At 46.3% G+C, this 26,193-nt stretch carries 23 protein-coding genes and 1 pseudogene; 15 read left to right on the forward strand and 9 right to left on the reverse strand.

Annotated features, from left to right (window positions below):
• The first annotated feature begins 182 nt into the window (after positions 1-182).
• From ACXAGQ_RS21845 to ACXAGQ_RS21855, 3 genes are all read left to right on the forward strand, one after another.
• Positions 183-1,001, forward strand: coding sequence for an NAD-dependent epimerase/dehydratase family protein (locus ACXAGQ_RS21845; protein WP_475256748.1), 819 nt, complete (start codon positions 183-185; stop codon positions 999-1,001).
• A gap of 94 nt (positions 1,002-1,095) precedes the next feature.
• On the forward strand, positions 1,096-2,526 hold the full coding sequence (locus ACXAGQ_RS21850) for a sugar porter family MFS transporter (RefSeq protein ID WP_475256750.1): 1,431 nt from the start codon (positions 1,096-1,098) through the stop codon (positions 2,524-2,526).
• Between the two features lie 63 nt (positions 2,527-2,589).
• Complete coding sequence (locus ACXAGQ_RS21855; RefSeq protein ID WP_475256751.1) at positions 2,590-3,762, forward strand: lactonase family protein; 1,173 nt, start codon at positions 2,590-2,592, stop codon at positions 3,760-3,762.
• 77 nt (positions 3,763-3,839) lie between these two features.
• On the opposite strand, the pseudogene ACXAGQ_RS21860 reads toward ACXAGQ_RS21855, so the two are convergent.
• Together ACXAGQ_RS21860 and ACXAGQ_RS21865 are read right to left on the reverse strand one after the other, a co-directional pair.
• Positions 3,840-4,382 (reverse strand): annotated as a pseudogene (locus tag ACXAGQ_RS21860) (class I SAM-dependent methyltransferase); the annotation flags it as partial.
• A gap of 529 nt (positions 4,383-4,911) precedes the next feature.
• Positions 4,912-6,528 carry a hypothetical protein gene (locus ACXAGQ_RS21865; protein WP_475256753.1) on the reverse strand — a complete coding sequence of 539 codons (1,617 nt, stop codon included), beginning with the start codon at positions 6,526-6,528 and terminating at the stop codon, positions 4,912-4,914.
• Between the two features lie 489 nt (positions 6,529-7,017).
• Here ACXAGQ_RS21865 and ACXAGQ_RS21870 point away from each other — a divergent pair, with 489 nt between their 5' ends.
• Complete coding sequence (locus tag ACXAGQ_RS21870; RefSeq protein WP_475256755.1) at positions 7,018-7,533, forward strand: hypothetical protein; 516 nt, start codon at positions 7,018-7,020, stop codon at positions 7,531-7,533.
• A 96-nt stretch (positions 7,534-7,629) separates the two neighbouring features.
• On the opposite strand, the gene ACXAGQ_RS21875 is transcribed toward ACXAGQ_RS21870, so the two are convergent.
• From ACXAGQ_RS21875 to ACXAGQ_RS21890, 4 genes are all read right to left on the reverse strand, one after another.
• Entirely contained in the window at positions 7,630-8,133 is a 504-nt protein-coding gene (locus ACXAGQ_RS21875; RefSeq protein ID WP_475256756.1) for a hypothetical protein, read from the reverse strand.
• Positions 8,134-8,475: 342 nt separating this feature from the next.
• Positions 8,476-9,108 carry a LysE family translocator gene (locus ACXAGQ_RS21880; RefSeq protein WP_475256758.1) on the reverse strand — a complete coding sequence of 211 codons (633 nt, stop codon included), beginning with the start codon at positions 9,106-9,108 and terminating at the stop codon, positions 8,476-8,478.
• A gap of 681 nt (positions 9,109-9,789) precedes the next feature.
• Positions 9,790-11,163 carry a serine hydrolase domain-containing protein gene (locus ACXAGQ_RS21885; RefSeq protein ID WP_475256759.1) on the reverse strand — a complete coding sequence of 458 codons (1,374 nt, stop codon included), beginning with the start codon at positions 11,161-11,163 and terminating at the stop codon, positions 9,790-9,792.
• 60 nt (positions 11,164-11,223) lie between these two features.
• Positions 11,224-11,895 carry a hypothetical protein gene (locus ACXAGQ_RS21890; RefSeq protein ID WP_475256761.1) on the reverse strand — a complete coding sequence of 224 codons (672 nt, stop codon included), beginning with the start codon at positions 11,893-11,895 and terminating at the stop codon, positions 11,224-11,226.
• Positions 11,896-12,287: 392 nt separating this feature from the next.
• Between ACXAGQ_RS21890 and ACXAGQ_RS21895 the strand changes: the two genes are divergently transcribed.
• The 3 genes from ACXAGQ_RS21895 (at position 12,288) to ACXAGQ_RS21905 (ending at position 14,895) form a co-directional block, all read left to right on the forward strand.
• The gene (locus ACXAGQ_RS21895) at positions 12,288-13,373 is read left to right on the forward strand and encodes an aminotransferase class I/II-fold pyridoxal phosphate-dependent enzyme (RefSeq protein ID WP_475256763.1); all 1,086 of its coding nucleotides are present in this window, start codon (positions 12,288-12,290) and stop codon (positions 13,371-13,373) included.
• Between the two features lie 90 nt (positions 13,374-13,463).
• Positions 13,464-13,964, forward strand: coding sequence for an N-acetyltransferase family protein (locus tag ACXAGQ_RS21900; RefSeq protein WP_475244084.1), 501 nt, complete (start codon positions 13,464-13,466; stop codon positions 13,962-13,964).
• Positions 13,965-14,040: 76 nt separating this feature from the next.
• Positions 14,041-14,895 carry a patatin-like phospholipase family protein gene (locus ACXAGQ_RS21905; protein ID WP_475256765.1) on the forward strand — a complete coding sequence of 285 codons (855 nt, stop codon included), beginning with the start codon at positions 14,041-14,043 and terminating at the stop codon, positions 14,893-14,895.
• Between the two features lie 94 nt (positions 14,896-14,989).
• Here the strand turns inward: ACXAGQ_RS21905 and leuD are convergent, their stop codons facing one another.
• The 3 genes from leuD to ACXAGQ_RS21920 form a co-directional block, all read right to left on the reverse strand.
• Positions 14,990-15,598: a 3-isopropylmalate dehydratase small subunit gene (gene leuD, locus ACXAGQ_RS21910; protein ID WP_475256767.1), complete on the reverse strand. Its 609-nt coding sequence runs from the start codon at positions 15,596-15,598 to the stop codon at positions 14,990-14,992.
• A 2-nt stretch (positions 15,599-15,600) separates the two neighbouring features.
• Complete coding sequence (gene leuC, locus ACXAGQ_RS21915; RefSeq protein WP_475256769.1) at positions 15,601-17,004, reverse strand: 3-isopropylmalate dehydratase large subunit; 1,404 nt, start codon at positions 17,002-17,004, stop codon at positions 15,601-15,603.
• Positions 17,005-17,103: 99 nt separating this feature from the next.
• Complete coding sequence (locus tag ACXAGQ_RS21920) at positions 17,104-18,024, reverse strand: LysR substrate-binding domain-containing protein (protein WP_475256770.1); 921 nt, start codon at positions 18,022-18,024, stop codon at positions 17,104-17,106.
• Between the two features lie 136 nt (positions 18,025-18,160).
• Between ACXAGQ_RS21920 and ACXAGQ_RS21925 the strand changes: the two genes are divergently transcribed.
• The 8 genes from ACXAGQ_RS21925 to ACXAGQ_RS21960 all read left to right on the forward strand — a co-directional run bounded on the left by ACXAGQ_RS21925 (position 18,161) and on the right by ACXAGQ_RS21960 (position 26,185).
• Positions 18,161-19,048, forward strand: coding sequence for an alpha/beta fold hydrolase (locus ACXAGQ_RS21925; protein ID WP_475256771.1), 888 nt, complete (start codon positions 18,161-18,163; stop codon positions 19,046-19,048).
• Entirely contained in the window at positions 19,045-20,355 is a 1,311-nt protein-coding gene (locus tag ACXAGQ_RS21930) for an anaerobic C4-dicarboxylate transporter family protein (RefSeq protein WP_475256772.1), read from the forward strand. Before ACXAGQ_RS21925 ends, ACXAGQ_RS21930 begins: the two co-directional genes overlap by 4 nt.
• A gap of 524 nt (positions 20,356-20,879) precedes the next feature.
• Positions 20,880-21,323, forward strand: a complete 444-nt coding sequence (locus tag ACXAGQ_RS21935) for a PTS sugar transporter subunit IIA (protein WP_475256773.1) — start codon at positions 20,880-20,882, stop codon at positions 21,321-21,323.
• Between the two features lie 13 nt (positions 21,324-21,336).
• Positions 21,337-22,761 carry a PTS mannitol transporter subunit IIBC gene (locus ACXAGQ_RS21940; RefSeq protein ID WP_475256774.1) on the forward strand — a complete coding sequence of 475 codons (1,425 nt, stop codon included), beginning with the start codon at positions 21,337-21,339 and terminating at the stop codon, positions 22,759-22,761.
• Positions 22,762-22,807: 46 nt separating this feature from the next.
• Positions 22,808-24,079, forward strand: coding sequence for a zinc-binding dehydrogenase (locus ACXAGQ_RS21945; RefSeq protein ID WP_475256775.1), 1,272 nt, complete (start codon positions 22,808-22,810; stop codon positions 24,077-24,079).
• Between the two features lie 58 nt (positions 24,080-24,137).
• Positions 24,138-24,656, forward strand: a complete 519-nt coding sequence (locus ACXAGQ_RS21950) for an MltR family transcriptional regulator (protein WP_475256776.1) — start codon at positions 24,138-24,140, stop codon at positions 24,654-24,656.
• Positions 24,657-24,665: 9 nt separating this feature from the next.
• On the forward strand, positions 24,666-25,400 hold the full coding sequence (locus ACXAGQ_RS21955) for a nucleoside/nucleotide kinase family protein (protein ID WP_475256777.1): 735 nt from the start codon (positions 24,666-24,668) through the stop codon (positions 25,398-25,400).
• Positions 25,401-25,438: 38 nt separating this feature from the next.
• Entirely contained in the window at positions 25,439-26,185 is a 747-nt protein-coding gene (locus ACXAGQ_RS21960; protein WP_475256778.1) for a PHP domain-containing protein, read from the forward strand.
• Positions 26,186-26,193: the final 8 nt, after the last annotated feature.

The raw sequence follows: 26,193 nt of genomic DNA on the forward strand, positions 1-26,193 counted from the left end.
AAGCGTGAGACAAACCACCTAAAGCCCCCAAAAAGTTACTTATGTAGTGATGAAACACAATTCTTCAAATCAATATGATGGTAAAAGTAACAGTTTGAACTCCATCTCTTTTTAACAGCAATCAAACTAATATATTAGATATCAGATATTAGCTTGTGGTGTTTGTCGTAAGGAACTGAAACATGAAAAAAATCGTTATTACTGGAGCAACCGGACACTTAGGTAAGAAAGTGTATGACTACCTCAGCGCCAGAGAAGATCTCGACGTCTGGGGGTTAGATATCCGTCCTAGTGATGATGAAAAAATCGTTGTCGGCGATATTACTCAGTATGAAGAAAGTTGGGCGAGCGTGTTTGAAAACTGCCACGGTGTTATTCATCTCGCAGCAGACCGCGATAACCAGTGTGGCTGGGAATCGGCGATCCCAAATAATATCGATGCTCTGTATAACGTGTTTCACGCAGCGTCAAAACACCAAGTTAAGCGTTTTGTATTCGCCAGCTCTAACTGGGTTGTCGGTGGCTATCGCTTCATCAACGCCAAGCTGACCCCGGATATTACCCCAAACCCTGTTAACCCATACGGTGTCACCAAGCTAGTCGGTGAACGTACAGGGCAATACTTTGCAGACCACCATGGGATGGAAGTCGTCAGTGCCCGAATCGGTTGGACACAATGGACCCACGACAATCAACCCGGCGCGCATATGGAAATGGGCCGCTGGGGCCAACTTATGTGGTTAAGCGACCGCGATTACCTACACGGTATGGAGCAATCCCTATTTGCCGATATCAATGGCCATGTTGTTGTGAACCTTATGTCCAACAACAAAGGGATGAAGTGGTGCCTTGATAGTTCAAGAAAAGTCATTGGTTATATCCCTCAAGATGGCTCTCCGGCTGACCTTCCGTTCGGCGTGCGTATCAAAGAAGTTTTTGCCTGGGTGGGACAACGCTTCATCCCGGCATTAGGTAAGTGGATAAATAATCCAAGTTTCTAATTCCTCATCCAAAAAGTTGCCACAGACAACTTACGGTTAGGGATATTTAAAATCGAAATCTAAAACAAAAACACGTGATCATTAGGAAAATGATATGAACAAAGCACATAGTAATGGATATCTATGGTTTATCTGTTTGGTCTCTGCCCTTGGCGGATTCTTCTTCGGATTTGATCTCATTGTTATCTCTGGCACCATCTCACTGGTCAAAGCTCAGTTTGGTTTCTTGCCATGGCAAGAAGGTTTCTTTGTCAGTAGCGCCGTTGTCGGCTGTATTGCGGGTACCGCATTGGCCGGTAAACTGAGTGACCGGTACGGTCGTAAAAAGAACCTTTTCTTAGCCGCTCTGGTTCTGTTTATTTCGGCAATGGGATGTACTTTTGCAACGGATGCAAACTCGCTGATCTTCTTCCGACTCATTGGTGGATTCGGTGTTGGTATCGCAACTCTCATTTCTCCTCTCTACATTTCAGAGATCTCACCGACCAATGTGCGTGGCCGAATGATCACGCTATTCCAGTTTGCTATCACCGTGGGCATCATGATCTCTCTATTCTCTAATGCAGGGATCCAGAGCTACTCGAACTCATTGATTGCAAGTGGTCAGACTGAAGGCTTGATCGGCTGGTTGTTTGGCTCAGAAGCATGGCGCGGCATGTTCCTAGCGGAGGGTATTCCGGGAATCGTATTTGTCCTGATGTGCCTTGTGATTCCAGAATCCCCTCGTTGGTTAATCGCAAACAATCGTGAAGACGAAGCACGTGTCATCATTGAAAAAGTCGCAGGTAAAACAGAAGCACACTCTCTCGTTCAAGACCTGAAGAATGTCATCTCCGAAGAAACGGGCAAGTTCACTGACTTATTCAAAGGCGGAAACAAAAAGGCACTTAAGATCGCTGTTGCCCTGTCATTTTTCTCTGAAATGAGTGGTATCACCGTCGTCTTTTTCTACGGTCCAACCATCCTGGAAAAAGCCGGCCTATCTTTAGGTGACTCATTAGGTGGCTTTGCGATTATCGGTATCGTGAATGTGATCTTCACTGTGATCGCATTGTGGCTAATGGACATTGCTGGTCGTAAAAAGCTTCTGCTAACGGGTACGCTTGGTGTCATCGCAGCTCACACTATGATTGGTTTGCTGTTCTTAAATGGCCAAGATTCAGGTATGTTGCTGGTATTCCTGATGTGTGCTTTTGTGGCTTTCTTCGCCTTCTCAATGGGACCGATCAAGTTTGTCGTGATGAACGAAATCTTCCCGACAAAGGTTCGCGGACGAGCGGTAGCAGTAGCAACCATCATGGTTTGGGTATGTCAGGCATTCTTGAATCAGTTCTTCCCAATGCTTCGTGAAATTATCCCTGTTGGCGCAATCTTCCTGTTCTTTGCAGCAATTTTGATCCCTCAGATTATCTTCACATTGAAAGTCATGCCTGAAACTAAAGGCATGTCACTGGAAGAAATTGAGCAGCAGTGGAAAGCACAAGATGAAGAGGCTGAAGGTAAGCTTCAGTCAGCTAAAGCATAAATAAAACGACAAAATCACATCCAAGCCCCGGCTTGGATGTGATATTCAAGGGATAGAACGAACATGAAACCACAAGCTTCCGTATCCAATTCACGCTTTATGTATACTGCAAGCTATACGTACCCCCATTTTGCCCCTGGCGCCTCTGAGCAAAGCACCTCAAAAGGTATTTCTGTATATTCTATTGAGCCTAATGGTTCGCTAGAGCTCATCCAGGTTATTGAAACACCAAACCCTTCCTTCATCACACTTAATCATGACAATACAATGCTTTACTGTGTCAATGAGCTTGGTGTTGATGACCGTAAGTTAGAAGGTATGGTAAGTGCGTTTTGTATTGATGAAGAAAACGGCAAGCTGACTTTTGTCAATTCACAGCTCACGAACGGCAACTGGCCATGTCATTGCGAAGTAGACGCCACTGGTTGTTACCTAATGAGTGCCAATTACGGTAGCGCCAATTTTGTGATTCACCCTATCAATGAAGATGGCAGCTTGGGTGAGTGTGTTCACCAGCATGTCAACCAAGCCAATGGCTCGGGTGCCGAAGCCAATCGTCAATCCGCTTCCCACCCGCATATGATCACCAGTAGCTCAACAGGCAGGTATGTGCTGGGTGTCGATTTAGGGGTTGATCAAATCTTCTGCTGGACGCTAGGCGACAATGGAGAGCTCAACTCAGCGCCTGTTCCCGTCGCTAACATCGCATCCGGTAGTGGTCCAAGGCACCTTGTATTCCACCCCTCAGAGCAGTCTGTCTATGTACTAAATGAACTGTCCTCTTCTATTGATGTGTTCCGATTTAATAGTGAAAGAGGAAGCATGATTTGGCTTCAATCCATCTCAATGCTACCGACAGACACTGATTTTGTTCGCCCTGACTTTGACCCAACGAATCCGGGTAAAGTGGCTGCTGGCGGAAATACAGGGGGAGAGGTTTGTATCGACTCACGTGGTGAATACCTATACGCAACAAACCGGGGCATGAATTCTGTCGCACAATTCAAGGTTTGCCCTGACACATACAAGCTCACTGCGCTGAACTGGACATCAACCCAAGGTGACTGCCCACGAGGCATGGTCATTGAACCTGATGATCGTCATTTGTGTGTTGGAAACCAGAACTCAAACAACATTGTTAGGTTCGCCATAGACCCCAAAACAGGTTTACTCAATTCAGAACCCACTGTCATCGATTCTCCAGTTCCTGTCGATTTTGCCTTTACTGGCTACTGATGTATTAGGCGAAATTTATAAAAAATAAAACGGCTATCAGATTGTTCTGAAAGCCGTTTTTTTTGGGAAGCGTTTGGTTATGCTTTGGTTGCCGAGAGCTTGGTTGCTGAGAACAGGGCCACACAGCCGATCACTTCTACTTTTACATTCGAAAAATGCTTATTCAGAGCCTCTTCTAAAGCGACAAGTTCGTCGTTCTCATTACAGAAAATACCTTTCTTGTTATAGAACGACATCAGTTTCTGGGCGAAGGCATTTTTCGGCGTCCCCTGGCCGAGAATCGTGCTGCCAAACACCATGCCTCCGGTATTCATCACCTCTTTAATATGCGAAAAAACGATACTTTTTTCAGCCATGCTTCCCGGCAGACAGTGCAGCAGGTAGTTAATGCTTACCGAATCAAACATCTCCCCCCCCAGTCCAAACGGCTCGAGCACATTGCGACGGTAGACCTCAGGCTTTAAATGCTCGATGGCTTTAGCCGTTGACTCTAGGCTGTTCTCATTCAGGTCAACCAAAGCGATTCTTTGGCCCCCAGCCGGCAAGTTTTGCTTCAGGTAATACCCTGTTCCCACCCCGACATCAAGATGGTTGGCTGTGACTAGATCTGCAAACTGCTGTCACAGCAAAACATACCAGTTGATAGTAATGACAAATATGGTGAAGAGATGAATAATTATCCTTCACACCCTCGCCTCATCATTACTGAGCGATAATTATATTACTTCATGCTCACTATTACCTTTTTTTGCCACCCATATTTGGTGCTTGTGACGATGGGAAAACAAGATCGCAGAGCAATTGGGGCACAGATACTTTAACGCTTTTCGATGCGCTATTTTGTCAATCCATGTTCTATGTATCTGGTTCAAGAAAACATAATGAGTGCAGCATGGGCAGTGAGTATGCATAAAAATCCTCCTATCATTCTATGCCTACAAAACATAACCATATAAAGCTAAATGCATACAAGGTGAATTACAGTGATCTTACTCCCAAAAACAACCGTACAGAATAATAAGCTACAACTATCAAAAACCATCATACATACGTTTTTTGAATACAAAACAACAAAACCCCTAGGATGAGAAGGGGTTTTGTTTAGATTGAAACAAATGAATTTAACAAGCTATCGCTGTTAAATATTGCTTATTTCACGCGCACCCACTCTTGGTTGTCGAGCACATTTCCGTCTTGTCCTTTAAGGATTGGGTAATAGCCTTTTTTGAATGCCCAATCGTCTTCGGTCCAGTTGAGATGCGTGATATACCAATCGGGATTCTTCAGCTCTTTTTTCGACGTAGGCTGTGAAGCCGTATCTTGAACACTGCCGATATACTCACGGTCTTTGTTGTAATAGCTATATGGCGCATGTGCGCTTGAAAGACGATAGATAAAGCCAGCATTTAAGTCCATAGACGTAAAGCCATGCTCAACGGCGCCCGGTGCTACGTTCCTTGCAATAAAGCCTGCGGCAATTTCATTGTTGCTATCTGCATGACTGACAATACTGCCTGTCGCATAGGCATTTTCTGCTGCGACTGGCACGCCCCCCGTCAACATGCCCAATAGGCCAGCCGCTTGCACCTTGCCATGACTTGAGATATCGACATTACTGACGTAAACGTTTTTGATATCACGAATAGAAGATATACCAATTAACCCACCCGTTACACGGCTTGTATCGTGGGCAAAAGTATCGATGACCATGTCGTAAACAAACGAGTTGTGCACCGTTCCTGATTGTGCTGCACTCCCCAACATACCACCTACATTTTTGCCATGACGAATGGATCCCGTCACGCTACTGTCGGTGATCACCAACCCAGGATATGTCGCACCAAACAAGCCACCGATGGAGTCGTTATCAGCCCCACCCTGAATATGAACATCAGCATGGATATTGTGATAATTACCAGAGCCGGTTGCAGAAACCCCACCAATTGGCTCTATGGCTAGAGCCGGATACAGTTGAGTGACAGAACCAGACACGTTCAGATTGGCAATATCCCCCAAGGACATCGACGATAAAATACCCGAACGGTAAAGTGCATGAATATCAGCCGACTCAATAGAAAGGTTCTGAATCAAAGAACCTGGGTCAAGCCGATAAAAGATACCGCCCGTTAACTCTGAGCGCTGATAAAGTTCCTTAATGGTGTAGTTATTACCATTAAGAGAACCGGTAAAGAACGCTTCCATATCACCTATGATTTGGAAACCGTCATCACCAAAAGAATCGTCAGAACTATCACTAGTCGCAGAACAATCAATATCGCTTCTTAGTTCATAATGCCCTTCAAGCGACCACGCTTCTTCATGTGAGGCTCCTGGATAGTTTGGACCTTTACCAATACTTTCTAGATCCTTACAACTGGAAATAATATTAGTCGGCTGAACAGCAATACACTGCTCACCGTTATACTGAAATTGCATTGAATCGGAAAACAATACATTTTCGCCGCAAACTTCATAGGATTGAGTGCCTGTATCAAACACTCCGACAAGCGGAATAATATCGCCTTCTTTAATATTAATTGCCGCTGAAGAGAAAAAACCATCTTCTGGTGTATAGGTGTGCCTCTCCATCGGTGACAGTGCTGGATTTACACTATCAGCAGCGATACCACTCATATGAAGTGATTGAACAGCGCCATGAACTGTATTACCACTGATATTGTCAATAGTAATTGCAGGGCTTGCTATCACACTAAAGGACATCCCGAGTAGTGGTGTAACCCACATTTTTGTTGAAATGTACGACATTAGTTTTCCTTTTTTTTATTATTACGAAATAAACACCCTATAGAGCGATCTATTTCTTCCTAGCCGACGTTGAATTATTTCTTTGAATTAAACATCGATGTTTGAACGGCACATTATTCACACAACAAGAGAGCAACTGGTAGCACCAGCACTCAGTTGCATTCAAAATGTAACATCTATTTTTGAGAGGAATATCACTGATGACGGTGCATTTATTTATATTCATTATTGTACATTTAGCTAGGCATCACATTATACCCCCAACTTTTGCGACAGAGTTGTAAAAGCCCTAGTTTGGAACCTTGAAACTTTTATTTACAAATAGACATATCACTCAACTCGATTCAGTATTTGGATATATAAGTAGCATTTGAAAATACATTCTTTACTTTATTTTTCAGTTTCTAAATAACTCTATACTCGCTGTTTTTCACCTCTACCCTCTCAACGCTAGCTAAGTTATTATTTTCTTTTTAAAAGGGACATTTCATGAAGCACTTACTCTTGGTGGTATTCGCGCTGTTTCTGTATTTGGGTCTGTACTGGCCTGATGTGGATAAGCAGCTAATGTCCCTGCTGCACCACCGCTCTATCCTCACCCACAGCGTGTTACTGCCCTTGATAGTGTTAGTAATCGTACGCTCAAACTATGCCAAGCCGATTGCAGCTGGTCTGAGTGCGGGGATCAGCATTCATTTGGCGGCTAGCCTAATTACGCCGATGAGCAGTTATTCTCAGGTATATCTTCCGGCACCGCTTAGTTCGTCTATTGGTTCAACAGAGTCTTTGTTGTGGCTAGGTTTGAATACCATTGCTGGGTACTTTCTGGCATTGAGATCCCTCAAGGCGCACAGTAAAACCATACCCTTTATCTACCTGCTGGCAGCAGCAGGATATAGCATCTACGTTAAAGATGATATGCGACCTTGGTTGGTCTGTTTCGCGATTTTCCTTATCCCATTCATGTTCGATAAGGCCAAGAATCGATTACGGCGGGCAGCTTAATCGGTACTAATATATCAGTATGAGGTTAATAAAAAGCTGAATTTGGCAGTAACCCTATAAATAGATTACCAGCGGTTACTGCCTTGTATTCATGTATTAAGAATCGAACTTCTTGAACCTAAAGCCAACTTCTTTTTTCTGAACCACGCAGCCATTACCTGCAGGCATTAGCATTAATTTCGCATCACCATCTTCAAAGGCAGTGATGTTTTGATTTAGCTGCGTCTTATATCTAGCTTTAGACATAAAGTCTTCTTGGCTCACTGCCATACAATTCGTTGAGCTATACCATGTTCTCGTGTAACTATAGCTACACGTGCCATCCTGGTGTGGTGATACGGTAAAATCTATAAGTTGACTACCATCATTAAATGTCAGCTCTAGTGAAGCATTAACTGGCTGATTATTAGGGCTTTCCTGTGCAATTAACGCCCAAGAGCCATAGTTTCTCCCGTCAGCAAAAAAGCGCTCGATCTCTGATACTGCTGTTAAGCACGATTTAACCCCTGAGCTTTTGGCATACTTCGATACTTGATCTGCAGCATGTGAGTTAACAGAAAATAATAAAACAACTAACGTTGACAATAATTTAGCTTTCATTTCTTGTCCTTTACAATATTTATTAAGCTTTTATTACGTAATAGGATTTCAAACAGCCTTATATAGAGGATTCCATTCCATATACGGTATTTTACTTTACCTATTCGACGACTAAGATAATGAATTATAAAAATAAATTATGTGAACTATTCGTGATATGTTGAATATTAACTGTATTTCATATATTTCGACCCAAAGAAACTAATAATTCCTCCCTTACAATTCACCATTAAGAGCAATTACCTGTCATCATCAGTGAAATTCTGCCACCACGTGAGCTCTTCCTTAATAGTCTATATAGTGAAAACATCTTATTTTAAATTTGTTTTTACAATATCGTCATTATGACGATGACATCACTTTAATACCGAAAACGGTAAATAGCCCGCCAGTAACATAGTCCATCACCCCAGAAATGCGCGCATAAACACTTTTCGCTGATTGGTGTGAGAAGGCCACGGCGAGAAAAGCGTGCCAGCAAAGTGTAATAGCTGACATGGTTAGCATGGTAGCCAAAATCATCGAAATGGTCATAGCACCTGGAATAGACACACTAAACAGGCTGACCACAAAGAAACCTGTTTTAGGGTTTAGGATACTGGTAAAGAATGCGGTGATGAATACCTTGCGGTTCGATGGAGAATTCAGTGATTGTCCCTGCGGCAACTCACCTAACCTTTTCGTTTTTCGGGTTTGGTAAATCTGACGAAGCCCCAAATACAATAGGTAACTACCACCTACCACTTTCATCACGCTAAACAGCTCAGGGAAAGTCGTCAGCAAGATAACCAAACCAGAGCCTCCGAAAAATGCCCATAGCAAGATGGCAGTACTGACCCCTAATGCAGAAAACATGGCAAGTGTTCGGTTGTATTGCAGCGCGGTATTTATGGTTAAAAGTACATTGGCTCCCGGTGTCGCCACAGCAAGAGTCCAAATCAAGGCTACATGAGCTAGAACCCATAGAACTTCCATTTCCAACCATCCCTATAAAGCAAAGTAAGAGCCGACTATCCTGCCAGTATCACTATATTGTTTATAAAGGCAATATATTGATCTGCAAAGCCGTATTCCGATCATAAGTCTTCACGACTTTCGCCAAATACCCTCCCCCGATTATTGGTATATAAGAAAAAGCGCTGGCAGGACATTATCCTCACCAGCGCTCTCTAATTTTTAGCTTGTCTGATCCATGATCACCCGCGGATCAGCACTGCTCCACGTGGAATTTTCTTTCCGAGCTTTTTACAGCTACCCACTTTCGGCTGTTTGTGGGCGGGCCTGCTGGTATACCACAAACGGCATTTACCTTTAGGTGGCATGTACTGCTTGGCTACACGGTGGGGAGGGTGCTTGTGACCATTGCCAGGCTTAACAATAACAGTAGGTTTTGCATAACTGGCAAAACTGGTTAATAGCGCAAATGATGCGACAAATAGATATTTTTTCATTGATTGCTTTGATTTATATATAGAGCTTATTGATAAGCCAACCATATCACTGCTAACAAATCTGTCTGTTATATAACTGTCAAATCACATTTAATATCAAAATCTTATCATAATAACAATGTATTGCTTTAGGCATTAAAAACCCCGCATTAATTAATAACAAAATAATGCGGGGTTATTGTTCATTTATATTAGCGAGAAGGCGTTACTGAGTAATAGCAAGCTCACCGTTTAGGTATTTGGCCGCCAGACGCATATAAGCTGGGGCTTTAGTTTCACCATAGCCCGAGTGGTAAGGGCTGGTTGAAACCACAATCGCGGCAAAGTCACGCTCAGGATCCATGTAGATCATCTGGTTCATGTTACCGCTTTTGGCAATTGCCCCGTCATCGTAGATGAAGTCAAACTGGTACCCGTTGCCTTGTGCTTTATCTTGGAAAGAAGATACCGAAGAGGCTTCTTTCGCGGTGCCCGCATAACGCTCTGAATCGGCTTCGCCACGGATCAGATCAATCAGCTCAGGCGTTACAACTTGCTCAGAAGCAACCGCTTTCCAGCTAGGGGTAAACAACGTAGCGAAACGAACCATGTCTTCCGGTGTGGTTTGCATCAAACCCAATGCGAGAGCATGGCCGTTAGGCGCTAGACCGAATACCGCAGGTTCACGTGCATACATTTTCGACCATACTTTCTCTTCGAAAATCTTCGCCCACGTTTTGCCTTCTACGTTCTCGATAATCTGGGTCAGGATACTGGTGTTGATGGAAGCATAGCGGAATACCTCTCCCTGCTTTTCGCCTTCCAGTTTTTCCTGATCAACCGCAACATCGGTTAGCCAATCTTCAAACTCGCCTGTCGACGCCCTTGGTGAACCCGTGATGGCGGCAAAGTAGCGCACTACCGGAGAGTCTGGGTTCAGAATTGACTGGAGGGTCTCTTCGTTATCCAATCCTGTCGCCATGTTCAGCACACTTTTAACGGTGATCTCGTCCCACGTTGTCCCTTTTAGTTCCGGAATATATTCCGGAACGACCTTGTTCACGTCGACCTTGCCCGCCTGAACCAACTTAGCCATCACCAAGCCCACGGTTGTTTTGGCTGATGAGTACCAAATATGGCGATCATTTTTGTTCATCCCCGGATAGGCTTCATACACCACTTGGCCTTTGTGAACCATGATCATCGCCTGAGTACGGAACATCGGGTTTTCCATGTACTCGTCGAGCGACAATGTGCCCTGGCCAGTTTGAGCTTTCAAATCGCCAATACGGTTGTTGATATTGCGCGCAAGCGGCTTGTAATCTTCGCTCGGACGAGACAGTGCCGAGTTCATAACTTCAGTCATGTGACCGTTGTAGTACACCGCATGGTCACCTCCCATCTGCAGGTGGAAGTTATTAAAGGCTTGCTGGGCTTCAGTCGCAAATTGCGGGCTGAATGGCTGCTTGGCACGCTCAACATCAAAGGTCACATCGGCACCGGGTACTTTCAGTGCCTCTTTCATTGGGGCAGGAATATCGGCAGAAGCATAGGTTGAAGTCGCTAGCGCTAACAACAGTGCAATATTTTTCAGCTTCATAAAGGGCTCCGTATTGGATTATTGATACAAGAAATAAGGATGGATACGTACAATCACGTGCTACTTGAACTCGTAGCGATAATTCAAATTCAGACGCTGATCACTGCCGTAAAGCGAGCTATCAACCGCAATACCCACCACGTTGATCGATTGAGATGGGGTTAGCTGATGGCTGAGCCCCGCACCTCCCCAATAGGACGAGTAGTTGTTTTGGCCCTGGGTGGTACCGAGGACAGCGATACCGGTCCATTTTTCGTTAAATGGCTTAATCGCAAACATGCCGAGATAACCGGCGTGGCTGCGAACCTTCTCTTTCACGCCATCTTCCATGGTTTCACCATCGTTGTAGCTGTAGCCGAAGGTGACAAATGGCATCCATCCCCATGGATGGCTCTCTAAAGGTAAGTAAGTGCCTGCGCTGTAGGAGGTGTTGATGTTGCCATCGCCAAAATCTGACTTGCGCACATCCACATTCAAAATGCCGATATCGAACAGCCACGAACCGCCAACACTCCACTCATCACCGTCGTCGGTAATGGAGACATTGATCATTCTCGCTTCATCAAGGCCGAGCGAACCGTTAAATCGAATGCCGGAATTGGTCCAGCCAGCACCGGCGCGCGTGATGATCTTGGTTGGGTCTTCAGCATTCTTTTCTTCTCCGCTGGTCACATCGGCGTGAGCAGTGGCAGTAGCTGCAATAGTGACCGCAGCTAGCAATATTTTTTTCATTCAAGGTTCCAGAGGTAAAAACACCCATATCCAAATGCTTACTTCCAATAACGGAGCTCATAGATTCATCTCAATACCAACGCTGATACCTAAAGTAATAACGAAGACAAAAAAGAGGCTACCCCGCAGGGCAGCTAAGATGGTCAAAAAATCCAGCCCTTGGAGGTGCTGGAAAAACACACATTTGAATTTCTGAGGAGATAGTACCCACGGCACAGCGGCGCAAATAGGTCATTTCGCGACATAACATCGTGGCGAGGAAATAGATCATCTGTCGCCAATTGACCTATTGATAAAACGGAAGAATGGACACCCTGAGGTTAGATTTTGTGAAAGCCCATAGGCAGCGATATCGTGATATCGCTGCTTAGCAATAACCAAGGATGTTGAGCGTGAAATTAAACAGCAAGTTAGAAAATGATCAGGCGTCGTATGTCACCCCGATATACACCATTGATTGCGCATTGGGTTCAAACCCTTTCGACGCACCGCATATTTCGCCAGATCAAATGCTTGAGATCCTCGATGAAATCAACGAGTACTACAGCTTCAGCAATCTCGCACAGCTGAGCCATTTAGTCGGGCGTTACCTTGGGGTAAGCAGTGATGATCTCACCTTTACGACTGGGTCATTGGGCGGACTGGAGCTGATATTCAATAAGCTGATCGACCACCAGCATAGAACTATGATTGGTATCGGCCCCCAATTTGTCGAAGGGGTCTCTGAGTTCAAACTGGTAGGCGGTAGTTACCAAGCCCTGAACATGTTTGATTTCAACAGCGACAATGACTTGTTTGGTGCGCTGGAGAATAAGATCCTGCGCGAGCAGCCAACCTTGGTGTACATCGATAACCCGAACAACCCCACTGGCAGGATTTACGACAAAGCGCATTTACTGTCGCTATGCCAGGTGTGCGAGCAAGCTGGCAGCTTACTGATCATCGACGAGGCCTACGGCGAGTTCCTCACCCAAGAGCAATCAATGGTGAATGAGTGCGAACACTACAGCCACCTTGTGGTACTCAGAACCTTCTCCAAAGGACTTGGCTTGGCAGGGTTGCGTCTTGGCTACATTGTTTCGTCGCCAACGCTTACCCCCTACCTTCAAGCTGCGGTCACGGTTTTTACCCCATCGTTGCCCGCGCTTAAGATCGCCTGCCATATTTTGCCAAAAGCCAATGCCTTTGTTACTGACAACCAAGCAAAGACCATCGCTTTCAAGCGTGCCGTGATGGATATTCTCCACACCCATGGCTTCAATATCGTGCCGACATCAGAGCAAACCCCAATCATGCTGGTTCATAAACCTGGGGTTAAAATGGCAGAAGCACTTAAGCAGATAGGCATTCTGTCATGCTGTGGCAAGCACTTTGACATTACCAGCCCAACCATGGACAAAGAATATGCTCGGTTACGTATTGTGGGGAATGACAGGGATCTGCACCAGTTAAGAGTTAGGCTTCAGAGCACCCAGTAATTTTTCTCGATACGATCAAAATTACGCTATACCAACTAATTACGGCTTGATGTAACATCTTGCTCTAAAAGCAAAAAAGAGCAGATAACAATGAGCTTCAACGTTCGACTCGCAAGTATTGATGATGCCGAGGGCATGACCCATGTCCTCAACCCCATTGTGGAAGAAGGTTTATACACCGTATTGGACACCACCTTCACTCCAGAGGAAGAACAAGAGTTTATCCGCAACTTCCCAGAGCGAGGCATCCTAACTGTCGCCCAACATGACGAAAGCCATCAGATTGCTGGTTTCCAGGCTGTCGAGCCTTTTGCCGACTATACGCGTGTGTTTGACCATGTCGGCATTATCGGTACGTTTGTCGACGCCAGCTTCCGCCGCCAAGGGGTTGCCAAGCGTTTGTTCGAGACAACCTTCGAGATTGCGAAGACCAAAGGTTACGAGAAGCTATTTGCCTACGTGCGCAGCGATAATGAAAGAGCGCTGGCTACCTACTTGAACCAAGGCTTCGAGGTAATTGGCACGGCGAAAAAACATGCCAAGGTTCGTGGCGAGTATGTTGACGAAGTGCTGATTGAGAAGTTTTTGTAATGGGTATTTAGCATCTATCCAGCTCACTTAGTGATATATTAATCCTCATGAAATGGGCGATTACAGGATAGACGCTTTGCCATCATCATTCTTCAACCCAAAACCCTATAAATTCGGCCTCACCCTTTCCGGGGGTGGCGCTAAATGCATGGCGCAAATCGGCATGCTGCAATACCTTGATGAACAAGGCGTAAAGCCGGATATCATTTCTGGTGCCAGCGGTGGCGCACTAGTCGGTGCGCTATACGCATCTGGTCATAGCCCGGAAAATATCCTTTCATTCTTTGTTGAAAGCCAGATTTTCAAAGCCAGCAGCTTCTCTTTCAACAAGCTAGGATTAATCAACGCTGAAAAGCTCAATCGCCATTTCCATGGTTGGATCAAGCGTGACAACTTCGATACCCTTGAGATCCCGCTCTATATCGCCGCTACCGACCTCAACACCGCGCAACAAGTGGTGTTCCATGAAGGTGAGCTCATTCAGCCGCTGCTGGCATCGGCCGCCTACCCTGGCATGTTCACCCCGGTCAAAATCGGCGACAAGCTATTTGCTGATGGGGGGATTACCAATAACTACCCCACCGATTTGATCCACGGTCAGTGCCGCGCCCATCTTGGTATGTACCTGAGTCCATTGGAGCACAAGGACAACCACGAATTTTCCGATGCCTTTGACGTCCTTGATCGAGTATTTGAAATCTATAGCTCGGCACACCTGCTAAAAAGCATTAAATTGCCCGATATCAACCTTGCCCCCGAAGGCATTGATCAGTGGGGAGCATTCAACGTCAACACAGACAGCCTGAATAAGCTTTATACCATGGGCTATGAAACCACACGGGACTACTTCTCGGGAGAAGGCGCTGAGTGGCTAGAAGAGCTCAAGAAATCCCTTAGCAAGAAGTCTTTCCTGGAAAACCTGACAGGTTGATACCCGGAAGAAGCCCAACACCCAAATATAACAAAGGGTCAGATGTCATCATCTGGCCCTTTGTTTTTTCATGCTAACTTTGGTGTTACAGATCTTATTTCAACCAGGGATTAGCCGCTAAATGCTGACGCTCAAAGTCTTTGATTAATAGCTGCTTTTCTAGTGTCGAGCCAATAGTATCCAACCCTTTTATCAACGCTTCTTTCTTCAGCGGGTCAATATCAAAACCAATTTCGATATCTGTCTGTGCCTTGATAGTTTGCGACTCAAGGTCAATAACCAGCTCATTAGTTTCAGGATAAGAGACAATTTCACCCAATAAATCCCGCTCTGCAGCTGTTAGAGAAATCAACAGTACTCCATTTCGCTGGCAGTTATCGTAAAAGATACCGGCAAAGCTGGTCCCGATAATGGCTTTAATGCCTAACTGTTGAATCCCCCACACCGCATACTCGCGGCTTGAACCGCAACCGAAGTTATCGCCAACGACCAAGAAACGGGATTGGCTCCAACTAGGCTGGTTCAAAATAAATTCTGGGTTTGGCACGCCGCTGTTTAGAAAGCGCTGATCAAACAAAACCCCTTCAGCCAGCCCAGCACGGTCTATACGCTTCAAAAACTGCTTGGGCATAATGACATCTGTATCAACATTATGAGATAGGTACGGAGCTGCAACGCCGGTTTCCAATACAAACTTCTCCATGATTAAGCCTCCTCATAGTCACGAATATCGACAATTTTCCCAGCAATGGCACTCGCAGCAACCATAGTTGGGCTCATTAGGTGTGTTCTGGCCCCCGCTCCTTGGCGTCCTTCGAAGTTCCGGTTGGTACTTGATGCACAGCGATCGCCAGGCTCTAGCACATCGTCATTCATTGCCAAGCACATTGAGCAACCAGACTGGCGCCACTCAAATCCAGCATCTTGTAGAATTTGGGCAATGCCTTCTTGCTCGGCCTGCTTTCTCACTAAGGTGGAACCCGGAACCACAATGGCCCTTACATGCTCGGCAACTTTCTTTTTACCTACCACCTCAGCAACATTGCGCAAGTCTTCAATTCGGGCATTGGTACAGGAACCAATAAAGGCATGGCTAATAGAAACACCGGCAATAGGTTGACTGTTGTCCAACCCCATGTAATCCAAAGAACGCTGGTCGGCCTCACTGGCTAGCTCGGATGTTGGAATCATCTGGGATACCGGGATAGCTTGATCTGGGCTCGTCCCCCAGCTCACCATTGGCTCCAGAAGATTGGCATCAATCACAATTTCCTGATCAAATTTGGCACCCTCGTCGGTTTTCAGAGTTTGCCAGTGCTCAAGGGCTTGCTCCCACAACTCGCCTTTCGGTGAGCGAGGCTTATCTTTAAGGTACGCAAACACTTTCTCATCAGGAGCCATATAAGCCCCACGGGCACCCGCTTCAACAGCCATATTGCAGATAGTCATCCGGGCTTCGACATTCAAGGCCGAAATAGCCTCGCCGCTAAACTCAAGGGCATAGCCTGTTGCACCGGCGGCACCGATTTTCCGCACCAGCTCCATGACAATATCTTTAGAAGTAACATGTTTAGCTAACTGACCGACTACATTCACTCGCATTGTTTTGAGTTTTTTGTAGATCAGTGTCTGGGTTGCAAGAAGATGCTCAATTTCAGAGGTACCTATACCAAAACCAAACGCCCCAAGCGCGCCATAAGTCGTGGTATGGCTATCTCCGGCAGCTATCACCATACCGGGCAGTACCAAGCCTTGTTCAGGCATAACAACGTGCTCTATACCCTGTCGTTCATCCAGGACATCGAACAATTCAATACCAAAATCCTTACAATTCTGCCGGAAGTAATCTACCTGTGCCTGGCCACCTTCGTCCGGCATGGCATCATTGCGTTCGGGTGCCGTCGGGTTAACATGATCAACCACACATAGGTGGGTTTCAGGGCGGTATACCTGTCTGTTTGCTTCCCGCAAACCACTGAAGGCCTGTGGGCTAGTGTATTCATTGATTACTTGCTTATCGATGTAAAGCAAGACATGCCCATTATCATCAAGATCGCAGACGGTGTGAGAGCCAATCAGCTTCTCATAAAGGTTTTTCGGAGCTGCCATAGCCAGTTCTCTTTTGCTTGGTCGGTGAGAACTAGCTTATTAAAGCTAAGCTGTGAATCAACGAGCGTAATGTGTTTGTATAAAACACATATCGTGAATTTAAGCTTGTTCTTGGAGGTAGGCCTGCAAAGCTTCAACACACACACGTAATTTAGCTGAATGGGATAATCGGGTTGGGTATACCGCCCATATATTGGCACTTTGGGTATATTTCGGCAGAACCTGTATCAGCTCCCCACTTTCAAGGTATTTTTGTACATCCCATTTCGAGCGGAGGACGATACCTCTGCCATCCAAGGCCCACTGCAATACAATTTCCCCGCTGTTTGAAGACAGTGGGGCTTGTATTTTTACTGAGTGTTCCTGGGAGCCGTCGCTGAGGTGCCATATACCAAAGGGGGTACTGCGCTCTTTGATCACCAGGCAGTCGTGGTTAGAAAGGTCATCCAATGATGCCAATGGGCCTCTGGATTTCAGGTAGTCCGGGCTGGCACAAAGAATACGTTGGTTACTCAGCAGGGGCTTGCTGATGTGCTGCTGGGGCAGGTCATCCCCTACTAAAATCTCTAAATCAAACCCTTCATCAATCAAATTTACTGCCCTATCAGTCACTTCAAGCCTGATTTCGAGCTCCGGAAAATTAGCCGCTAACTTGGAGATCGCCTTTGAAACATGATTACGACCAAAACCAAATGTACTGCAAATATTCAGGGTTCCCCGGGCAGTCTGGCTGACTTGAGACAGGTCATCGATAAAGTTATCCATATCCTCGATAATCTGCGTCGCCCATCGCTGGGCATGGATGCCGTCTTCGGTTAGGCCGATTTTACGGGTGGAGCGATGAAAGAGCTTTGTCCCCAAGGTTTTTTCCAGAATTTGAATGCGTTTGCTGACATAGGCAGGAGACTGACCCAAGTCATCGGCGGCTGCCACAAAGCTTTCTTTTCGGATCACAGTTAAAAATACACGTAAGTCTTCAGGAAGCGGGAATTGTTTACGAAGTGTGTTTGATGAAGCCATAATTTGCTTATTTATCCATACTTTTACTGTGTATATAGTGAAATCAAGCCAATAGTTCGAGCGATAACTCAAAACAAAAAACAGCCCGACAGACAGCAATCAAATTCAGTGGAACAATTTCTAGGAGTATAAGGATATGTTTTCCAGATACAAAGAGGCATCTCTTTTTGTTAACGGGGTTCACATTAAGTACCGAATAGGTGGTCAGGGGCCAGCCCTTCTGTTGCTGCATGGACACCCTCAAACCCATTTCATCTGGCATAAGGTTGCTGACCAACTGGCAGACAATTTTACGGTCATCGCCGCCGACCTGCGTGGCTATGGAGATAGCGACAAACCCGAGTCAGATCCCGAGCACATTACCTATTCAAAACGAATGATGGCAAAGGATATGGTTGAGCTGATGAAGCAACTTGGCTTCAATCAATTTTCAATCATTGCCCATGACAGAGGGGCCCGTGTCGCCCACCGACTCGCTCTGGATCATGCCCAATGCGTAGAACGCATGATGTTGCTTGATATCGCGCCAACCCTTTCTATGTACCAACAAACCAACCAGCAATTTGCCAGAGCATACTGGCACTGGTTCTTCCTCATCCGCCCTTATCCTCTTCCTGAATCTTTGATTGAATCCGATCCTGATCTTTATCTAAAAAGTGTTATCGGAGCTCGTAGTTCAGGGATGGGACCATTCACCAAAGAAGCCGTCAGTGAATATGCCCGCTGCCTCAAACTTGAAGGCGCAGCGCGGGGGATATGTGAAGACTACCGAGCGGCAGCGACTATCGACCTCGAACATGACCAAGAAGATATTGATAGAGGGAATAAAGTGACGTGCCCTCTCAAGGTGTTCTGGGGCGAAACTGGCACCGTGGGCAAAGTATTCGATGTATTGGCAGAATGGAAGCTCGTTGCAAATGATGTGGATGGCCACAGCTTACCGTCCGGTCACTATATTCCAGAAGATGTTCCCCATCTTTTGATGGACGAAGTTAACCACTTCTTCGTGGGGGCACCGGCATGATTTATCTTCATCTCTTGCTCTTAGTGAGCACCGTTATCCTTGCAGCCCGCTTGGGTGGAATCGGCGTCGGCCTGGCAGGTGGTGTAGGTATGGCTATCGCCGTTTTCGGCTTTGGCCTCGAGCCTGGCAAAATGCCAATATCCGTTTTGCTTATCATCCTCTCGGTTATCTTGGCCCTTGCTGTAATGCAGCGCGCTGGCGGCCTAGATTACATGGTCAAGGTTGCCGAGCGCTTGCTTCGCAATAATCCCAAATACATCAACATCCTTGCCCCACTCACTACTTTTACTTTAACAGTACTTTCAGGTACTCAATACACGACCCTGTCTATCCTCAATGTTATTCAGCAAGTCGCGAAATCTACCAATGTACGTCCCAGCCAACCTTTAACGGCCTCCGTCGTCGCTTGTCAGGTTGCTATCACTGCATCACCAATTTCGGCGGCTACTGCAGCAATGTGGGTTGTGGTAGAACAAATGGGAGTCAGCTTTGGCTCTGTGCTTGCCGTGATCATTCCGGCAGGGTTTGTAGCAGCCTGCGTGGCGACCTTTGTCGCAGTCAGACAAGGGGAGGATCTACTCAATGATCCGATCTATAAGCAGCGCTTAGAACAAGGCTTGATTGAACAGCCTAACTTGGTGGAAAACAACACGCCTGATGCACCTGAAGCCAAACGTTCAGTCATGATTTTCCTCGCCTCTGTTATCTTTATCGTTGCGATGCTGATGTTCAAAAAGGTAATTGGCCATGGTTTGGGTTCGCGGGATCTGATCGTTATCACCATGTTTGTCTCTGCACTTATCACAGCCTTCGCTTGTAAAGTTGATCTCAAAAGTATCAAGAAAGCCAGTGTTCTTGCCGATGGCGCCGAGTCACTTATCGTTATTCTCGGTATCGCTTGGTTAAGCGGCACAATTATCGGCGCCCATATTCCGGAAATCAAAGCTCAGGCCGGGATCTGGCTGGAAGCCTACCCAATGTTGTTGGCCTTTATTTTCTGGTTAACCAGTGCAGCTCTGTTCAGCCATGGCGCAACCAGCGCCCTGCTGGTGCCCATTGCCGGTAGCATGGGGATTTCGCCGGAATTTATTGTCGGTAGCTTTGTCGCCATGAGTGCGATGTACGTAACCAATATCTACCCAACATCGGCTTTCGCGATATCGACAGATGATACCGGCTCGTATGAAAGTAAAAGATGGAATGGATCAAAATTTTTCAACCACCCATTCCTTCTTCCGGGCTTATCCGGTGTGATAGTTGCGGTGCCATTTGGCTTCTTACTAGCGAATATATTCATTGCAGCCTAAACAATAATACCTTGCCAAAGCGGCGACACTAACGAAATCAGCCCCAGTTAACGCTGTAAACTGGGGCTGAACTTTGTCTTTTACTTTCCCTTAACGCCACCCCCATTTACCTGCCTGTTACGAATTAAATTTCACCCATCTCGTTCTTAAATTACAGGTGATAAATTATTCGCTGAACCCAAGCTAAACGGGATATGAAAGCCGTTGAAAGCTTCTAAAATTCACCCCAAACCAAACCGATCTACCTCAAACTTTTAACCCGCGCAATTAGCAAAATAAGACATCAGTCACATTGAGAGAAATAAATTAAATTCTCATTAATTTGATCAACTTCTAATTTCACCTATTGATTTGTAATTCAGAAAAACAATGAAATTAAATTACTTGGTTAATTTGAGATCCAACAAACAAAAGACCGTTTGACACCCAAATTAACCAGATCTGGCTCACAAAAATCAGCCGTTTGCTTCTTAAATCCGCTTGAATTGATAATAACCCCAACAACGAACAACAGGGTTAAAGACATGCTATACGAGTTAATTGATCACGAATTAGTGGATGTCATCAATGACGGAACATACCAATGGCAAGAAGCTGTAAGAAAAACAACTGACTATCTTGAACAACGTGGCTACGTATCAAATCAGTATGCCGATGCCATTATCCAATCAACCGAAGAAAATGGTCCTTACTACGTATTATGCCCTGGCCTAGCAATGCCTCATGCACGACCTGAAACAGGGGTATTGAAAACCGGCCTAGGTATTCATGTTTTCCCATCCCCTGTTGATTTTGGCTCTGACCTCGGTCCTGCCAATGTCCTAATCACTTTAGCAGCAAAAGACTCTGATACCCACATTGAAGTGATTCAAGCCTTGAGCGAGATGTTTGTGGATGAAGAGAACATTGAAAAACTAGCCCAAGCATCTTCTAAGGAACAAGTGCTAGAGATAATAAAAGCATACTAAGAAGGAATATAACGTGAAAGCAAACATGCGAGCAAATGTGCAAGCCTTTGGGGGTCACTTGACCGCCATGGTACTGCCGAACATCGGGGCCTTTATTGCCTGGGGCTTTATTACCGCCCTCTTTATCCCTACAGGTTGGATGCCTAACGAAGCCTTTGGTGAACTTGTTGGCCCAATGATCACCTACTTGCTACCCCTACTGATTGGTTACACCGGTGGTCAGATTATCGGTGACAAGCGAGGCGCGGTAGCCGGTGCTATCGGTACCATGGGTGTTATCGTCGGCGCGGATATCCCAATGTTTGTCGGTGCGATGATCATGGGTCCACTGAGCGCATGGGTGGTGGTGCAGATGGATAAGCGTATCCAGCACCGCATTCCTTCGGGCTTCGAGATGGTGGTAAACAACTTCTCGCTCGGTATTGTCGGCATGATCCTGTGCTTGTTCGCCTACGAGATTGTTGGCCCTGCAGTCACCGCCGCTAACCTGTTTGTTAAATCAGGCATCGAAGCGCTAGTGGCTACCGGCTTCCTACCGCTACTGGCCATTATCAACGAACCTGCCAAGGTACTGTTCCTGAACAACGCTATCGACCAAGGGATCTACTACCCACTGGGTCTACAGGCAGCAGCAGAAACCGGCAAATCTATCTTCTTCATGGTGGCATCTAACCCTGGTCCGGGTCTAGGTATGCTGCTGGCTTACGCTAAATTTGGCCAAGGTCTTAGCAAGCGCTCTGCACCAAGTGCCATCATCATCCACTTCTTCGGCGGTATCCACGAGCTTTACTTCCCGTACGTGCTGATGAAGCCAATCATGATTGTGGCAATGATTGCAGGTGCGGCAACAGGTATCGCAACCTTCAACCTACTAGATGCAGGTCTGGTAGCGGGTCCTAGCCCAGGCTCTATCTTCTCTTACTTGGCACTAACACCAAAAGGCAGCTTCATCGCAACCATCGCCGGTGTGGTATCAGCAACAGTCGTATCCTTCCTAGTCGCCAGTGCGATTCTGAAGATGAGCAAGTCAGAGGATAAAGAAACCGAATTCGAGCAATCTGTCTCTGACATGAAAGACATGAAAGCAGAAGGCGCGGTAAAACCAGCAACAACAGCGGCAACTGCTGAGGCAGGAGCAGACGCTAAAGCAGAAACAAAAGCTATTCAATTTGTCGCCTTCGCTTGTGATGCGGGAATGGGTTCTAGCGCAATGGGTGCCTCAACTTTCAAGCGCAAGCTCACCAAGGCCGGGATTGATATTGAAGTGAAGAACTTCGCTATCGAAAAAATCCCAAGCGATGCTGACATCGTGGTGACCCACGAGAGCCTAGAAAGCCGAGCGGTAAACGCAACAGGGCTACCGGTCATCACTATCAAAAACTTCCTGCACGACCCTGCTCTTGATGAGCTGATGGTAACTATCGAACAACAAGCTTAACAATTGCATTATAGGGCGGTCCGCCGCCCTACTTTGGAGAGAAATCATGGTACAAACAACGGCAGCGGTTATCTGTGGCGAAAAAGATGTTCAACTAAGAACGTTCGAACTGCCAACCATTTCACCAGACGAGCTACTGGTAAAGAACATCTCAAACAGCATCTGTCTATCGACTTACAAAGCGGCTCTACTCGGTACAAAGCACAAGCGAGTACCAGAAAATATCGCTGAAGTACCAGTGATGACAGGCCACGAATACGCGGGCATCATTGTTGAAGTCGGTGAGAACCTGAAAGACAAGTTCACTGCTGGTGATTCCTTTGTTCTACAACCAGCGATGGGCCTGCCATCTGGCTACTCTGCCGGCTACAGCTACGAAACCTTCGGCGGCAATGCCACCTACTCTATCATTCCGAAAATCGCTATCGACCTAGGCTGTGTGCTGCCATACAAAGGCGAGTACTTTGCCGATGCCTCATTGGCTGAACCTATGTCTTGCATCATCGGTGCTTACCATGCCAGCTACCACACCACGCCGTATGTTTACGAGCACGAGATGGGTATCAAAGAGGGTGGCTCTCTGGCCCTGCTAGCCTGTGCTGGCCCTATGGGTATCGGTGCGATTGATTACGCTATCAATGGCCCGGTTAAACCACGCATCATTGTCGTGACCGACATTGACCAAGCCCGTCTTGATCGCGCAGAGAGCCTGATCCCGGTAAGCACAGCACACGAACAAGGCATCGCGCTGCACTATGTGAACACCGCGAAAGTGGACGATCCTGTTGAATACCTAAAATCGCTCAACGAAGGCCAGGGCTACGATGATGTGATGGTCTATGCCGCCGTTTCGCAGGTACTGGAACAAGCCGATGAGCTGCTAGGCAACGATGGCTGCCTGAACTTCTTTGCCGGCCCTACTGACAAGAAATTCAAAGTGCCGTTCAACTTCTATAACGTGCACTACGAAGCGACCCATATTGTGGGTACCTCAGGTGGCTCGACCGGCGATATGATCGAATCACTCGACTTGTCTTCCGATCATCTTATCAACCCATCTTATATGATCACCCATGTGGGTGGGCTGCAGGCAGCACCGCATACGATTTTGAACCAACTGGAGATCCCTGGCGGCAAGAAGCTTATTTACCCGCACATTGATCTTCCCCTGACTGCTATTGATGACTTTATGTCACTTGCCGATCAAGACCCGTTCTTCGCTGAGTTGGACGCGATTCTTAAAGCCAACAACTACGTGTGGAACGTAGACGCAGAAAAAGCGTTACTAGAGTTTTATGACGTGAGCTTAGCGGTTTAGTTACAACGAAATTGTGTGGTAGCCTTTGCGCTGCCACATGATGAAGAGGTCGCAAACGTTGTCACGTGAACATGAATTACTGAAGAAACTGGAAGAGTGCGATAACGCCACTTCGTTTCTTCAGATTTCGAACAAAATAATAAACCTCAAGTTAAAAGCATTACTTCCTAACGTCTTTGTCCAGGACAAGTTAGTGATGGAGTATGCTGTGGAGCCATTACTACGGGAAGACGGCCCGTTGGTCACCACTGATGTCGTCTCTAAACTAATGTTCGCTATGGGTAAAATCTCGATGGAAACCTATGCCGATATTGGTTTGTACAACCAAACCTTAGAGTATTCCGCGTCTGTTTCAGACAAGATCTCTTACGGTGATGATGTTATTTACGACTTCATAAAAAGCCAATCGGTGATATCAACACAGCAAGACGGCTTTTACCTTGAGTCCATAAACAAATTAAAGTTTTCTTCTTTCGAAGCCTTTTCACAGATGAGATATGAATCTCTGATCAAAACAGTGCTGAACCTTTCTTGTGAGCTGTTAATTGAAAATATCGAAAGAGAGATAAAACAGTGAGGCTTCACCATGAAAGTAAATTTAAACATCAGTGGATTCGACACCGAAGCCGTATTTCCCGATAAAGATATCGAAACCATCCACCAGCCACTGGTTGAAAAATTCACCCGCCTTTATAAAGAAACCCAGCAACGGGTGGTGATTTTTCTCAGTGCGCCTCCAGGCAGTGGGAAATCAACACTTGCCGCCTTTTGGGAGCATTTATCCGAGCAGGATGAACAACTAGAGCCCTTGCAAGTTTTGCCTTTTGATGGCTTTCATTACCCCAACGACATCCTCGACAGCAACACCACTGAACGAAATGGCGAAACCATTTCCCTACGCAGTATTAAAGGCTCATACGAAACCTTCAATTTGACCGAGCTTATCGGCAAGCTGAAACAGCTAAAAATCAAGGATCCCAAATGGCCCTACTACGACAGGAACCTGCATGATCCGGTTGATGATGCCATTGACGTCAAACGTAATATCGTAGTGGTAGAAGGTAACTGGCTGCTGCTCGATGAGCCGGTATGGCAAGGGCTGCACAAGCTCGCCGACTTCTCTGTTTTCCTCGATACCGAGGCTGAGTTCCTCCAAGAGCGCTTGGTCAATAGGAAGATCCGAGGCGGCAGTTCACCAGAAGACGCATTGGCGTTTTACCACCAATCTGATGCGGTCAACGTCGAGAAAGTCCTCAACCATTCCATCAAAGCGGATTTGAATTTGTTTATGAACCGCGACGGATCATTTGAAATCCAATAAGCTGTCCACCTCAGCAGGAACTGAAACAGGAGATCACTATGGATATCGTGATAGATACCCACACCCACACCATCGCCAGTGGACATGCTTACAGCACCATTATTGAAAATGCCCAGGCCGCAAAAAGCAAAGAGTTGAAATTACTTTGCACCACCGACCATGCCCCAGAGATGCCAGGTGCTCCCCACTATTGGCATTTCAATAACCAGCGGATTTTGCCCCGCTTCCTGCATGATGTCGGCATCTTGCACGGTGTTGAAGCCAATATCCTCAACGTGAAAGGTGAAATCGACCTGCCACCTTCGACAGACCAACACCTTGACTGGGCTATTGCTAGCTTTCATGAACCCGTATTCAAACCCGCGACAGAAGCCGAGCATACGGCAGCCCTTGTCAATGTCATCAAAAGTGGCCGGGTAGATGTACTGGGGCACTTGGGCAACCCCAACTACCCATTCGACATTGAGCAGGTACTAAGTTGTGCCAAGGAGCACAACGTAGCCGTTGAGGTCAACAACACCTCGCTAACTGGCAAAAGCCGCAAAGGAAGCGACGTTCGTTGCAGCAATATTGTCGAGATCGGCAAAAAGATTGGCGTGTATTTCACCACTGGATCTGATGCCCACTTCAGCGAAGAAATTGCCCGACTCGATCTCGCCATTGCTTTGCTGGGAAAGCACGATGTCAGTGAAGAGCAAATCCTGACGACATCGACTAGCCGCTTCCTCAACTTCCTACTGCTTCGCGGCAAACCAGAAATCACAGAATTCGCAGCTTTATACTAATTTAGATT

The sequence above is a fragment of the Photobacterium sp. ABD4_091 genome, assembly GCF_056160145.1.

What these genes read in the sequence shown, in the direction of transcription:
- ACXAGQ_RS21945 (WP_475256775.1), top strand. Translation starts at nt 22,808, where the DNA reads ATGGTACAAACAACGGCAGCGGTTATCTGTGGCGAAAAAGATGTTCAA.
- ACXAGQ_RS21935 (WP_475256773.1), top strand. Translation starts at nt 20,880, where the DNA reads ATGCTATACGAGTTAATTGATCACGAATTAGTGGATGTCATCAATGAC.
- ACXAGQ_RS21880 (WP_475256758.1), bottom strand. Translation starts at nt 9,108, where the DNA reads ATGGAAGTTCTATGGGTTCTAGCTCATGTAGCCTTGATTTGGACTCTT.
- leuD (WP_475256767.1), bottom strand. Translation starts at nt 15,598, where the DNA reads ATGGAGAAGTTTGTATTGGAAACCGGCGTTGCAGCTCCGTACCTATCT.
- ACXAGQ_RS21875 (WP_475256756.1), bottom strand. Translation starts at nt 8,133, where the DNA reads ATGAAAGCTAAATTATTGTCAACGTTAGTTGTTTTATTATTTTCTGTT.
- ACXAGQ_RS21855 (WP_475256751.1), top strand. Translation starts at nt 2,590, where the DNA reads ATGAAACCACAAGCTTCCGTATCCAATTCACGCTTTATGTATACTGCA.
- ACXAGQ_RS21885 (WP_475256759.1), bottom strand. Translation starts at nt 11,163, where the DNA reads ATGAAGCTGAAAAATATTGCACTGTTGTTAGCGCTAGCGACTTCAACC.
- ACXAGQ_RS21930 (WP_475256772.1), top strand. Translation starts at nt 19,045, where the DNA reads ATGATTTATCTTCATCTCTTGCTCTTAGTGAGCACCGTTATCCTTGCA.
- ACXAGQ_RS21920 (WP_475256770.1), bottom strand. Translation starts at nt 18,024, where the DNA reads ATGGCTTCATCAAACACACTTCGTAAACAATTCCCGCTTCCTGAAGAC.
- ACXAGQ_RS21865 (WP_475256753.1), bottom strand. Translation starts at nt 6,528, where the DNA reads ATGTCGTACATTTCAACAAAAATGTGGGTTACACCACTACTCGGGATG.
- ACXAGQ_RS21890 (WP_475256761.1), bottom strand. Translation starts at nt 11,895, where the DNA reads ATGAAAAAAATATTGCTAGCTGCGGTCACTATTGCAGCTACTGCCACT.
- ACXAGQ_RS21960 (WP_475256778.1), top strand. Translation starts at nt 25,439, where the DNA reads ATGGATATCGTGATAGATACCCACACCCACACCATCGCCAGTGGACAT.
- leuC (WP_475256769.1), bottom strand. Translation starts at nt 17,004, where the DNA reads ATGGCAGCTCCGAAAAACCTTTATGAGAAGCTGATTGGCTCTCACACC.
- ACXAGQ_RS21900 (WP_475244084.1), top strand. Translation starts at nt 13,464, where the DNA reads ATGAGCTTCAACGTTCGACTCGCAAGTATTGATGATGCCGAGGGCATG.
- ACXAGQ_RS21850 (WP_475256750.1), top strand. Translation starts at nt 1,096, where the DNA reads ATGAACAAAGCACATAGTAATGGATATCTATGGTTTATCTGTTTGGTC.
- ACXAGQ_RS21955 (WP_475256777.1), top strand. Translation starts at nt 24,666, where the DNA reads ATGAAAGTAAATTTAAACATCAGTGGATTCGACACCGAAGCCGTATTT.
- ACXAGQ_RS21925 (WP_475256771.1), top strand. Translation starts at nt 18,161, where the DNA reads ATGTTTTCCAGATACAAAGAGGCATCTCTTTTTGTTAACGGGGTTCAC.
- ACXAGQ_RS21845 (WP_475256748.1), top strand. Translation starts at nt 183, where the DNA reads ATGAAAAAAATCGTTATTACTGGAGCAACCGGACACTTAGGTAAGAAA.
- ACXAGQ_RS21870 (WP_475256755.1), top strand. Translation starts at nt 7,018, where the DNA reads ATGAAGCACTTACTCTTGGTGGTATTCGCGCTGTTTCTGTATTTGGGT.